This window comes from Bacteroides xylanisolvens, from assembly GCF_018289135.1.
Taxonomy (GTDB): Bacteria; Bacteroidota; Bacteroidia; order Bacteroidales; family Bacteroidaceae; genus Bacteroides; species Bacteroides xylanisolvens.
On the sequence record NZ_CP072216.1, the window covers coordinates 5,939,478 to 5,953,599 of the forward strand.

At 42.3% G+C, this 14,122-nt stretch carries 8 protein-coding genes; 2 read left to right on the forward strand and 6 right to left on the reverse strand.

Annotated features, from left to right (window positions below):
- Positions 1–820: 820 nt before the first annotated feature.
- From INE92_RS24370 to alaS, 6 genes are all read right to left on the reverse strand, one after another.
- A complete protein-coding gene (locus tag INE92_RS24370) occupies positions 821–3,091 on the reverse strand; it encodes a GH92 family glycosyl hydrolase (RefSeq protein WP_141408879.1) in 2,271 nt (756 codons plus the stop codon).
- A 104-nt stretch (positions 3,092–3,195) separates the two neighbouring features.
- Positions 3,196–5,502, reverse strand: a complete 2,307-nt coding sequence (locus INE92_RS24375; RefSeq protein WP_195436693.1) for a GH92 family glycosyl hydrolase — start codon at positions 5,500–5,502, stop codon at positions 3,196–3,198.
- Positions 5,503–5,546: 44 nt separating this feature from the next.
- Entirely contained in the window at positions 5,547–6,554 is a 1,008-nt protein-coding gene (locus tag INE92_RS24380) for a FecR family protein (RefSeq protein ID WP_009039026.1), read from the reverse strand.
- A gap of 34 nt (positions 6,555–6,588) precedes the next feature.
- Positions 6,589–7,146, reverse strand: coding sequence for an RNA polymerase sigma-70 factor (locus INE92_RS24385; RefSeq protein ID WP_004310994.1), 558 nt, complete (start codon positions 7,144–7,146; stop codon positions 6,589–6,591).
- Positions 7,147–7,173: 27 nt separating this feature from the next.
- Positions 7,174–9,411, reverse strand: a complete 2,238-nt coding sequence (locus INE92_RS24390) for a GH92 family glycosyl hydrolase (RefSeq protein WP_134993107.1) — start codon at positions 9,409–9,411, stop codon at positions 7,174–7,176.
- A 524-nt stretch (positions 9,412–9,935) separates the two neighbouring features.
- On the reverse strand, positions 9,936–12,554 hold the full coding sequence (gene alaS / locus INE92_RS24395; protein ID WP_004315136.1) for an alanine--tRNA ligase: 2,619 nt from the start codon (positions 12,552–12,554) through the stop codon (positions 9,936–9,938).
- Between the two features lie 171 nt (positions 12,555–12,725).
- Between alaS and INE92_RS24400 the strand changes: the two genes are divergently transcribed.
- Positions 12,726–13,694, forward strand: a complete 969-nt coding sequence (locus tag INE92_RS24400) for a M23 family metallopeptidase (protein WP_004315137.1) — start codon at positions 12,726–12,728, stop codon at positions 13,692–13,694.
- Between the two features lie 20 nt (positions 13,695–13,714).
- On the forward strand, positions 13,715–14,062 hold the full coding sequence (locus tag INE92_RS24405) for a MerR family transcriptional regulator (protein ID WP_195436690.1): 348 nt from the start codon (positions 13,715–13,717) through the stop codon (positions 14,060–14,062).
- The last annotated feature ends 60 nt before the right edge of the window (positions 14,063–14,122 follow it).

Consider the following 14,122-nt stretch of genomic DNA (forward strand, 5'->3'; position numbering starts at 1 on the left):
TTTCAATAATCTTTTAATTATCAAAGGAATAAGTATGATAGATAGCTTTTAGAAAATGCATCTATCATACTTTTACCAGTAAAAACAGGTTATCTATCATTGTGCAAAATAGCCATATAAGGGTCATAATAGGTGTAAGATAGCTTGTTTTTGTCACAAGGGAGCCATATAAATCTGATTATCGTGGCTTAATAATGTAAATGTAATGGCGATAAGTTTATAGCCCACGTATGTGTGCTGTACAGTCCGCATGTGTGGGCTGCACGGTTTACATACGTGGGCTGTACAGCCTGCACATGTGAACTATAGAAAGACAGCCGCTTCCAATAGATTATTAAGTTGTCAATACAGGTTATCATCCTATAAAGTGTGCATTCTTATGCCTTTAAATGGATACTCTCACCTAATGCTACACTAAATAGATATAGTATGGGTGTGATAGATACCCGTTTTTTGCAATAAAAGTATGATAGATGCATTTTCTAAAAGTTATCTATCATACTTATTCCTTTGATAATTAGAAGATTATTAAAATGAATGATACTATGATAGATGTTTTTCTCACTATGTATTCAAACCTGTATCATTTTACTCATTTCCGTACGGTGCTGAATCAATTGATATTTTAGCAAATAAGTATTGAAACGCAGATTAACGCAGATTTTCGCAGATTATTAGAAGGCTGCGCCATGTTTGAGAACTTTTTTATTCTTTGCGAAAATCTGCGTTAATCTGCGTTTCAATAAATGTTCATTTGGCTCATTTCGGTGCAATACAGAAAGACTCAAACCAAGATTAGGGCTAAATTATCCCGCAAGGATTATTGTTGCTTAGAGAAAGAATAGGGCATATCTTCTTCTTTAGTTCCTCTATTCTGATTAGGTTGATTACTCATTTCAACATTGATCGTACCTCCCTTGAGCAAATTTTCGTGTCGGAGATAATTTTTAGTGTAATCAGCACCATTGACATTCATCGAATTGACATAAAATTTTTTCTTACTATTATTCGGAGCATCAATAACCAAACTATTGCCATTTTCAAAATGGAGTGTAGCTTTCTTGAATAACGGAGCACCTATAATATATTCATCCGTTCCCGGACAAACAGGATAGAAACCTAATGCCGAGAATACATACCAGGCAGAAGTTTGTCCGTTGTCCTCGTCGCCACAATAGCCGTCCGGAGTAGGAGAGTACATACGATCCATTACTTGACGCAACCAGTATTGGGCTTTCCAAGGTTGTCCTGCATAGTCATATAAATAAATCATGTGCTGAATCGGTTGATTGCCATGTGCATAGTTACCCATATTCATCACAGTCATTTCACGGATTTCATGAATCACTTGGCCGTAGTAGCTATCATCAAAAATAGGAGGTACGGCAAAAACAGAATCCATCATGGTGATAAACATCTCTTTTCCACCCATCAAGTCAATCAATCCTTGAGGATCGTGGAATACCGACCAAGTATAGTGCCAGCTATTTCCTTCCGTAAAAGCATCTCCCCATTTCAGCGGAGAGAAAGGAGATTGGAATGTACCATCTTCGTTGCGTCCACGCATTAACTTAGATTCCTTATCGAAAAGATTCTTGTAGTTCATGGCACGTTTTGCGAAAAGATTAATCTCTTTTTTCGGACGTTTAAGTTCCTTTGCCAGTTGGTAGATACACCAGTCATTGTATGCATATTCCAACGTGCGTGCGGCGTTCTCATTGATTTTTACATCATAAGGCACGTAGCCCAGTTTATTGTAATATTTATATCCCAGACGTCCTGTTGATGATACTTGTGGATGTACATTCTCCGTTCCGTGAATCAGCCCTTCATACAATGTTTTTATATCGTCCACTTTCACTCCTTTCATGTAAGCATCCACTAAGACAGAAGCAGAGTTGTTACCAACCATACAGCCTCTGTGCCCCGGACTTGCCCATTCCGGGAAGAAACCGCTCTCTTTATATGTATTGATCAGACCTTCCTGCATTTCCTTGTTGACTGACGGGTACATTAGGTTCAATAACGGGAATAGGCAACGGAAAGTATCCCAAAAGCCTGTGTCGGTATACATATACCCCGGTAATACTTGCCCATTATAAGGACTGTAATGAACAGGTTGTCCGGCAGCATCCAGTTCGTAGAATTTGCGTGGGAAGAGCAATGAACTATATAAACAAGAATAGAATGTGCGATATTGGTCGAGATTGCCTCCTTCTACTTCTATTTTGCCTAATACTTGGTTCCACGCTTCTTTTCCTTTTTGGGCTAGCTGTTCGATATTATCTTTGCCCAACTCTTTCATATTCAAAGCTGCCTGTTCAAAACTGATGAAAGAAGAAGCAATTCTTGCATGTACTTGTTCGCCCTTATGTGTTTGGAAACCAATAATGGCTTCGGCATGATCTGTTGTCTGTTCGGTAACATTTTCCTGCAGATTGCCATTGACTACCGTAGCTTTATATGTGAAAGGCTTGTCGAATTCAATAATAAAGTAATTTTTAAAGTTTTCGGGAACTCCACCGCTGTTGCGAGTCGTGTAACCGATAATCTTGTTTTCTTCCGGAATAACCTTAATATACGATCCCTTATCAAAGGCGTCCACTACAACATACGAATGATCGTTTTCCGGAAAAGTGAAACGGAAAAGAACTGCACGCTCGGTTGGAGCCATTTCTGTCACTACATCATGCTCTGCAAGATATACTTTATAATAATAAGGAGTGGCAGTTTCTCCTTTGTGGGCAAACCAACTGGCACGCTTCTCTTCATTGAATTCCGGTTTGCCTACTACAGGCATAATAGAGAATTGTCCGTAATCATTAATCCACGGACTGGGTTGATGTGTTTGTTTAAATCCACGAATCTTATTAGCCGTATAAGTGTATTGCCATCCGTCTCCCATCTTTCCTGTTTGTGGAGTCCAGAAATTCATCCCCCACGGACGGGCAATGGCCGGATAAGTATTACCTGTTGATAACTCGAAACTAGATTGAGAACCCATAAGCGGATTGACATACTGCGTCCAGTCTTTGGCTTTTGCAAAGACGATACAACTTAATGCGCATACTAATAGGAGATACTTTTTCATGGTCTTATTTATTATTTATGGCTCAATCGAATCAGAAATCGATTGAGCCAATTTATTTTTCAAGGTTTTGTTTTTTTTATTCAATTTGAACAGCTAGTACCAACTCATTCCTCTTCTTTGGAGGAGAGAGCTGGAGAGAGGACTCCCCATTTCGTAGGATGATCGGTCATCTTGATTTCCATCGTTCCTCCATTCGCAATATCCTGATGGTTAAAGAATGGAATGTTTAGAGCTTTACCGTTCAGCAATACACTTTCAATGTATTTATTCTTTTTCCCATTATTCTTTACTACAATACTGAAAGTCTTTCCTTCAGGCAGATTGATAACTGCTTTGTCGAAGGCAGGACGTCCGATGGAATATACCGGCTTGCCGGGACATACCTGATAGAATCCCATAGAGTTGAGTATATACCAGGCAGACATCTGACCGCAGTCCTCATTACCCGAAAGACCGTCTATACTGTTGGTATACTGACTTCGGTAAACGCTATCCACCAACTCTTGAGTTCTCCAAGGATGGTTAACGTAGTTATATAGATGGATCACATGGTGACTTGGTTCGTTTCCATGTGCATATTGCCCGATAAGTCCGCTGATATCTGATGAGGTTGTCTCACCTTCAAGTGATGAATCGGCCGAGAATAAGGAATCGAGTTTCTGGACAAAAGCATCTTCTCCACCCATCAGATTGACTAATCCTTCTACATCATGCGGCACAAACCAAGTCCATTGCCAAGCTGTTCCTTCACAATAATCATCGCTGCGGTGAGTAGATGCACGCGGATTGAATGGAGTACGCCATTCACCTTTTGAGTCCAGTCCACGCATGAAGCGGATTGATTTGTCGAAATAAAATTCGTACGCCTTGGCAAAGCGTTCATACTTTGCTTTGGATTCAAAATCACTCATTGCTTCTGCAAAGATAGAGATACACCAGTCATCATACGCATATTCCAGAGCTTTGGCCACTGATTCGTTTTCGCGGTCACAAGGGATATATCCGATGGCATTCTTATAATATTTTGCTTTAGGCATGAGATGAGGCAATACCAAATCCGGACATTTGATGCCGGTAGTGTCATATTCGGCGGCACGCAGGCAGGCTTTATAAGCCTCTTTGGCATCAAAATTGCGATACCCTTTCATGTAGGCATCCACGATGACCGGAACAGCATGATAACCAATCATAGTGCCGGTGTAATTGGAAGCCAAGTCCCACATGGGGTATATCCCACCTTCCTGATGCTTCTTAATTAACGAATTGATAAAGTGATTATTCAGATCAGGATCAATGATAGTCATTAGCGGATGTAGCGCACGGAAAGTATCCCATAAAGAAAATACAGTGTATATCGGATTAAGGGTGTCTCCTTGATGCACTTCAAGATCCATTCCTAAATAACGTCCGTCTGCATCAGTGAACAGATTTGGACTGATTCCCGTATGATAGAGGGCCGTGTAGAAGATGGCTTTATCTTCTTTATCAGAAGTTGTAATATCAATTTTGGAAAGATATTCATTCCATGCCGTACGTGCGTCTTTACGTACTTTCTCGAAATCCCATCCGGGAATTTCTGATTCAACGTTCTTCCGTGCACCGGCAATATCAACAGCGGACACACCTACTTTAACAAGAACCTGTTCGTCTTTACTGGTGTTGAAATGCAATAATGCTTTGCAGACAGGAAGCCGTTTGCCATTGTCCATGGTGATAGAATCCGTAACGAGCGTATAAGAGAATGGCTTGGAAAATTTAGCGTAGAAGTTGATATATTGGTCGAAAGCCCAATAAGTTGTTTTCTTATGTCCACAGATTTCCGTATCGCTTATTACTTCTATTTCCATCTCGGAGTTAGTCTGTCGTTGCAGACTGTAATCCAGGTCGATGATAAACCCGGATTCGGCGTTTTCGGGAAAAGTATAGCGATGGATTGCTCCTCGTTTGGTGGATGAAATTTCAGCTTTCACCTGGTAAGTATCAAGAAAGACAGAATAATATCCTGGTTCTGCGATTTCATTCTTATGTGAGAAAGAGGAAGCGTATGCTAGGCGTTGGCTTTGGGGATCGGTTGTACGATATTGTTGCTTACCCACAGTTGGCATGAGCAAGACATCTCCATAGTCGCAACAACCTGTACCGCTGACGTGTGTGTGTGAGAAGCCATTGATGGTAGAGTCGGCATAATAATAACCGGAACAAGCATCCCAACCATCGATCCGGGTGTCCGGACTGGGCTGAATCATCCCGTGGGGAACTACCGCTCCAGGGAAGGTATGACCATGTCCACCGGTACCGATGAAAGGGTTGACGTAAGCACTATAGTCTTTTACATTAGTGGGGGCTGTGCAGGAGCTAAGTGTGAATAAACCTCCTAAACATTCTACTATTAGGAATGTTTTTAATTTCATGGTATTAATAGCTTTTAAGTTTTATCCGGTTCATCTTTTACTTCTTATTTGGGAGAAATGAAGATATTGTTTCCGACAATTTTATAATCAATAGGTATAGAGTTTTGCAATGATTTTAACACTGACTCGATATTCGATTTCCTTTTCAGTACACCGGAGTAAGTTTTACCCGTCTGAATGTCAGGAGACAGAATGATTTTCACATCATAGAAACGCTCCAGCGCTTTGGTGATGGTGAAGATATCTGCTTTTTGGAATGGAATCAGATTATCGTGCCAAACAGCATCCAACTTGGCATCCACTTGTTTCACGGTCAATCGTCCATTATTTTTGTTCAGTTCCGCACGTTGCCCCGGAGTGAGGATAATCTGCCCCTCTTCCTTATTGCCTTTTACTTCAATCTCACCTTCAATAAGTGTCGCCTCTGCTATTCGGCAACGTTTATTGGATTTTAAATTGAACGTAGTTCCCAATACGCGTACGCGTATTGCATCACTTTGAACGGTGAATGGCTTATGGCGGTTTCTGGTGACCTCAAAATAAGCTTCTCCTTCCAGGTAGACATTGCGTTCCTTTTCGGAGAACTCACGTGGATATTTCAAGGTTGCTGCATTGTTCAGCCAAACCTTGCTGCCATCCGGTAAGACTACCTCCTTAACAATGCCTTCGCTGGCTACTGCAACCATCATTTGTTGATTGTTTCCGCTTTGATAGAACCAATATCCGACTCCACCACCCATGACCAACATTACAGCAATCACTGCGGCATATTTCATCCAGCGATGCATGCTTAGTATTTTGCTCTGTTTACCTTTCTCTTCGTCCAGCTTTTTATAGAGTTGTTTTTCCGCACGAAGTATCCGTTGTTCATCAGTGTACTGGTCGAATTTACCCAAATGATAGATTTCTTCCATACGAAAGAGCTGGCGGGCATTTTCTTCCGATTCCTTCATCCAGGCATTAACCTCGATAAGCTCTTCTTCAGAACACTGTCCTGTCAGATATCTGTTTATTATTTCTTCACTCAGATTACTCATTTTCTTTTCCTTCATATTAGTAATACAATTCAAAACGCAAAAACACTTATTATAATCGCCATAAAAATAAGAAAAGAATCGTCCAAAGAGGATCAAGTCGGCCACGCAAGTATTTTAAAGCCTTATACATATGGGCTTCCACCGTGCGGAGTGAAACTCCGAGAATATCGGCTATTTCCTTGTTTTTCATATCATGCAGATAGCTAAGTTTGAAAACCTCTTTGCATTTGTCAGGGAGTTCATTAATTGCATCATGAATTTCCTTGCGGAGTTCCTTGTCTTCGATCCTCCGAATCACTTCGTTGTTGTCCGGTTGATAGAATTCTGCGCGTCTTTGGTTGATTTCTTCCATGGCAACACAATAACCTTCTTCCACACTGCGGTGTTTCAAGACGTTAAGGGCACGGGTGTAAACGGCACGATAGAGAAAGGCCTGGATTTGGTCGCCTATCTCTATGTGGTCTTTCCGCTTCCATAATTCTACAAATACGTCCTGCACTACATCCTCTGCTTCTTCTTCTCCCACCAGACGGGTAGCATAGAAAATCAGGCTGGGGTAGTACCGGCGAAATAGTGCTTTATAGGTTATATCGAAGTTTTCGTTCATTCTCTCAATTGGTTGTTCAGGTTTGGCTTATGGGTTATTTTCTTCGAATATGACTCCAATTGCTTTAGGGGTGTTACTCATTTCGAATTCGACAGTTGCTCCACTCATGATTTGCTCGTGAGTAAGATACGTTTTGTCATACGGTTCTCCATCTATTTTGATGGATTGGATATAGATATTTTCTTTGTTCACTTTGGGGGCCAGTACGGTGAAAGTTTTTCCATTCGCCAGATGTAATTGCATTTCCGGGAATAGGGGAGTACCTATCTCGTATTTTCCACTGACGGGATTGACGGGGTAGAATCCCATCGCACTGAATACATACCATGCTGACATCTGTCCGCAATCTTCGTTGCCACAAAGACCGGCTGGTTCGTTTTTGTAGAGCTCGTTCATCACTTTGGCCACATATTCTTGTGTGCGATTTTCGTGTCCTATAGCATTGAACAGATAAATAACATGATGGCTCGGTTCATTGCCATGCGCATATTGTCCTATCATGCCCGTGCTGAAGATAGGTAGTTCGTCATCTGCTGCTGGATGATAGGTGAACATACTGTCCAGTTTTTCGGCAAATCGGTTTTTACCTCCTACAAGGTCGATCAGTCCGTTAATGTCATGCTGAACAGACCAAAAGTATTGCCATCCGTTACTTTCGCAAATGTGTGGTGTATAGTCATCGGCTTTGAAGTCCTTGATAAAGGTGCCTTTGTCGTCACGTGGCTGCATGAAAGAAGTGGCGGGGTTATAAACATTCTTGTAATTTTGAGAACGTTTATAAAATTCGTCCGCAATGTCTTGTTTGCCCATCTTCTTCGCCATTTCGGCAATGCAATAGTCATCGAAAGCGTATTCCAGTGTTTTGGATAACGACCAGTTTTCTGCGTTGTAGTGGTCTGTTACGTTGTAAGGTATGTATCCTAATTCTTTGTAGAGTCCGATGCCGCGGTAATTATCCAGATTAGCCGTTGCTATGCAAGCATCCAAGGCTTTCTTTGCGTCGAAGTCGCCGATTCCTTTCAGATAGGCGTCTACAATAACAGGAACAGCATGATAACCGATCATCATGTCTGTTTCACTTCCGTAGAAGTTCCACACTGGCAGACGGCCATTCTGTTCGTAGAAGGCGATGAAGGATTTCACCATGTCGTTGACACGCTCGGGTTCGGTATAAGTAAAGAGCGGGTGGGCGGCACGGTATGTATCCCATAAGGAGAAAGTGCTATAATTAATCCAGCCGTCGGCTTGGTGTACTTTCTTATCGGGACCGTAGTAAGCTCCGTCTACATCACTGTAAATAGTTGGAGCAATCATTGAGTGATAGAGAGCGGTGTAGAAGTTCACTTTATCGTTCTCATTATCACCTTTTATTTCAATCTTTCCGAGCTGGCGGTTCCAGTTTGCTTTTGTTTCCGCCAAGTATTTGTCGAAGTTATTTTCGGGGACTTCAGCTTGCAGGTTTTTGGCTGCTCCTTCCATGCTGACACCGGAAATGGCAGTGTTTACCAATATCTGTTCATCCTTTTGGGTGTTGAAATCGAAGCGGGCGATAACAGCTGTGCCGATACGTTTATTGTCTTTGATGATGGCAGTTGTGTCCAGTTCCATTTTCTCAAAAGGCTTGGAGAATCGGGTGCGGAAATAGATGTGTTGATCGCGTGCCCAGCCGTCGGAGAAACGGTAACCTTGAATGGTGACGGAGTCTACGACTTCGATATGAGAATCGTTGGTAAAATCCCAGTTCATGGCTTTCTTCAGATTTAAGAAGATAGCAGATTGGGCTTCCGGAAACGTATAACGTTGGATACCACAACGCTCGGTGGCAGTCAGTTCGACGTTGATGTTATAATCAGTCAGGCGTACTTGATAATAACCGGCATGAGCACTTTCATCTTTGTGGGAGAATTTAGAATGGATGCCAAGCGGTGCTTCCGCTTCTTTGTAGGGAAGAGTGACAGGCATGAAAGAGATGTCATACAAATCTCCCGCTCCAGTGCCGGAAAGATGCGTGTGGCTGAAACCGGCAATCGTACTATCCGGATAGAAATAACCAGAGATACGGTCCCATCCGGGGAGTCCGTTGTCCGGGCTAAGTTGCACCATGCCGAAAGGAGCTTGGGCACCAGGATAAGTGTTTCCAGTGAAGTCTGTTCCGATAAATGGATTTACATAAGATGTGTAATCTATTTCGTGTTTCTCTTGCGTAGGGGTACAAGAAATGAGCATGCAGGTTAACAGCAGGCATAGATAAGCAGGTGTTCTCATCATTCTTTAGGTATTAGTGATTACTTATTTTATTTATTTGAAGGATAAGAAAAATAATTAATCTGGTCACAAAGGTAGAAAAAAACTGTGACAAGCCTAAATTATAAGCTAATATTTTTAGAAAGAGACAAATAGACTTCTATTTTTTACCGGGTTTGTTGGTTTTGGGGGGAGGGTAGGAAATATCCTTCCCCGATGCTTTTATAGGGGATTCAAAAGGGGATTCAAGCCGAAATTGTTGTTGGTGAATTCCCTTCTGTAAAATAGTGACGCTATCCGATGCAAATAGTGACGCTATATGCCAGCGATACCGTCACTATCCTGTGCATATACCGTCACTATTTTTTTTCTACATTAATAGGGAGTTTCTTATGTATTTATTCAGACGCGTCTAATTTTAAGTCTTTACGTAAAAGAGGTTGTCTATAAGTCTCTTTTTAACGATTTCACCCCTATCAGAACAAACTCTGACAGGGGTGATTTCTTTTTTTCGGGGCCTGTTAGACAGCCTCTTTTATTTATTCTTAGATTCCTGCCAGCTCCAGTACTTTTTCAACTGCTGCCGGTAGTCCATCAGCATTTTTGCCTCCTGCAGTAGCGAAGTGAGGTTGGCCACCGCCGCCACCTTGAATCAGTTTGGCAGCCTCTTTTACCAGATTACCAGCTTTCAGACCACCAGCAACCAAATTATCGCTAAGCATTACTGTCAGCATCGGTTTGCCATTGTCTGTACTTCCGGCTACGAAGAACAAGTTTTCTGTGATTTCACCCCGAAGTTGGAAAGCGATATTCTTCACTACTTCTGCCGGTAGTGGGGCACAGAACTTGATTACTTTGATACCGTGGATCTCTTGTACATTTTTCAGTAGTCTTTCCTTCAAAGCTGCTTCTTTCTCTTTCATGAAGTCTTCTACCTGCTTTTTCAATCCTGCATTTTCATCCAGATATTTACGGATTGCAATTCTCAAGTCAGGAGCATTGTTAAAGAGAGCCTTCAAGTCGCTAAGTGTATCTTGTATCGTATCCAGCATTTCTTCCACGCGTGCTCCGGTATAAGCTTCAATACGGCGAACGCCGGCAGCAACAGAACTTTCGGAGATGATTTTCACCATACCGATATTTCCGGTTGCAGCTACGTGTGTACCACCGCAGAACTCGATAGAAGTACCGAACTGGATCACACGAACTCTGTCGCCATACTTTTCACCAAAGAGAGCGATAGCTCCCAACTCCTTAGCTTCCTCGATAGGAATATTGCGATATTCTTTCAATGGGATATTAGCGCGGATTCTTGCATTGACGATATGTTCAACTTTACGGATTTCTTCATCGGTCACTTTCTGGAAGTGAGAGAAGTCGAAACGCAATGAATCCGGTGTAACCAATGAACCTTTCTGTTCGATGTGTTCACCCAATACTTCACGTAAAGCAGCATCCAGCAAGTGAGTCGCCGAGTGATTAGCTGCGCAGGCAGCGCGTTTGTCAGTATCTACACAAGCCATCATCGGAGCTTCCGGATGTTCGGGTAACTTTTTGGTAATATGTATCGGAAGATTATTCTCTTTCTTTGTGTCGACCACTTCAATCGTCTCGAACTCGCTCACCAATACACCTGTATCACCTACCTGACCACCACTTTCTGCATAGAACGGAGTATAGTCGAGTACAATCTGATACAATGTCTGGTTCTTTTGTTTGATCTGACGGTAACGAAGGATAGAAGCCTCGTATTCAGTGTAATCGTAACCAACGAATTCAGTAGTTCCTTCTTTCAGTACAATCCAGTCACCAGTTTCGATGGCGGCAGCATTACGTGCACGCTGTTTCTGTTGCTGCATTTCTTCATTGAACTCTTCAATGTTGACAGTCATTCCGTTTTCACGGAGAATCAGCTCTGTCAAGTCGAGCGGGAAACCGAATGTATCATACAAAGTAAAGGCATCTTTACCGCTGATTTCAGTTTTTCCATTGGCTTTGGTATCTTCCATTGTCTTATCCAATAAACGGATACCAGTTTCTAAAGTGCGGAGGAATGATTCTTCTTCTTCCTTGATTACTTTTTCAATCAGTGTCTTTTGTGCAACTAGTTCAGGATAAGCCTCTCCCATGTTATCAATCAATACAGGAAGCAACTTATACATAAATGCCTGTTTCTGTCCGAGGAAAGTATATCCGTAACGAACAGCACGGCGAAGGATACGGCGGATCACATAACCTGCCTTTGCATTAGACGGCAACTGGCCATCTGTGATTGAGAATGCAATGGTACGGATATGGTCGGCAATCACACGCATAGCAATATCTTGTTGCTTGTCTTTTCCATATTCTGTACCCGACATTGCTGCAATAGCTTTCAACATTGGCTGGAATACGTCTGTGTCGTAGTTGGATGTTTTGCCTTGCAGAGCCATACAAAGACGTTCGAATCCCATACCGGTATCAATAACCTTGGCAGGAAGCGGCTCAAGACTGCCGTCTGCTTTGCGGTTGTATTGCATGAACACGAGGTTCCAGATTTCAATTACCTGCGGGTGATCGTGGTTCACGAGGTCGCGACCGGAGATCTTGGCACGTTCTTCAGCAGGACGGAGGTCGATATGGATTTCGGAACAAGGTCCGCAAGGTCCTGTATCACCCATTTCCCAGAAGTTGTCGTGTTTGTTACCGTTGATGATGTGATCTTTCGGCAAGAACTGTTCCCAATAGGAAGCAGCTTCGTCGTCACGGCTCAATCCTTCTTCAGGACTTCCTTCAAATACGGTTGCATAGAGATGTTCCGGATTCAGTTTCAAGACTTCTACCAGATATTCCCATGCCCAGCTGATCGCTTCTTTCTTGAAGTAATCGCCGAACGACCAGTTACCAAGCATTTCAAACATGGTGTGGTGGTACGTATCGTGTCCTACTTCTTCCAGGTCATTATGCTTTCCGCTTACACGCAAACATTTTTGCGAGTCCGCGACTCTTTGGTATTTCGCCGGATGGTTACCCAAAATAATATCTTTAAACTGGTTCATACCCGCGTTCGTAAACATCAGGGTAGGGTCATCTTTAATCACCATCGGAGCCGAGGGAACGATGTGGTGTCCTTTCGACTCAAAGAAATTCTTGAATGAATCTCTGATCTCTTTTGCAGTCAACATATAATGAAGAATTATGATTTATGAATTATGAATTATGGGCTGTGGGATATGAGAGAGGGGAGGAATCCCCAATAAATCATAAATCACAACTCATAAATTCGTAAAAACTGTGCAAAGATAGCTTGTTTTTATTACTTTTGCCGTATTAACAAGCGAAATATTTCCAAAAAGATGCGCAAAGTATACTACATCTATAATCCACAGACCCAGACTTATGATCGAATTTACCCTACTGTACGGCAGCGTGCGCTTAGTATCCTGCGTCGGCTTTTCTATGGAATGGGGTTGGGAGCAGGTTGCTTTATTGTATTGCTTTTGATTTTTGGTTCTCCGTCGGAGAAGGAATTAAGAATTGAAAACAGCCGTCTTTTGGCGCAGTACAATGTGCTTTCCCGGCGTTTGGACGACGCTATGGGGGTGCTTCAGGATATTCAGCAACGTGACGATAATCTGTATCGGGTGATTTTACAGGCAGATCCTGTTTCTCCGGCTATTCGTCAGGCAGGTTATGGCGGGACGAACCGTTACGAAGAACTGATGGATTTGGCGAATGCCAAGCTGGTGGTGAATACGACTCAAAAGTTGGACGTGCTTTCCAAAAGGCTTTATATCCAGTCGAAATCTTTCGATGATGTGATTGATATGTGTAAGAACCACGATGAGATGCTGAAATGTATTCCGGCCATACAGCCTATTTCGAATAAAGATCTTCGTCAGACAGCATCCGGTTATGGTACACGTATTGACCCTATTTATGGTACGACAAAGTTCCATGCAGGCATGGACTTCTCTGCTCATCCGGGAACGGATGTTTATGCTACCGGAAACGGAACAGTGGTGAAAGTGGGATGGGAAACCGGATACGGTAATACTATTGAGATAGATCATGGTTTCGGGTATCTTACTCGGTATGCTCACTTGCAGGGATTTAATACGAAAGTCGGAAAGAAAGTGGTACGTGGTGAGATTATCGGAAAAGTGGGTAGTACAGGAAAAAGTACCGGCCCGCATTTGCATTATGAAGTGTACGTGAAAGGGCAGGTAGTAAATCCGGTCAATTATTATTTCATGGATTTGAGTGCCGAAGATTATGAAAAGATGATTCAGTTGGCAGCCAATCATGGTAAAGTATTTGATTAAAATCTTAAAACAGGAGTGTTATGCTTATTAATACAGACAAAGAATTGAAGCTATATTATTCAATAGGAGAAGTTGCCGATATGTTCGGAGTCAATCCGTCATTGCTCCGTTTTTGGGAAAAGGAATTTCCGCAAATCTCTCCTAAGACAGCGGGAAGAGGAATACGTCAGTACCGCAAAGAAGATGTAGAAACGATCGGACTTATCTACCATTTGGTAAAAGAAAAAGGCATGACACTTCCCGGTGCCCGGCAACGTTTGAAGGATAATAAAGAAGCTACGGTTCGTAATTATGAGATTGTAAATAAGCTGAAAGCGATAAAAGAAGAGCTTTTGGCTATTAAACGCGAATTGGATGGACGGGAATAAATGCTAATCGATAATGGATTCGATAGCCAAGAAACCTCATAACAAAATGAACGGTGAACA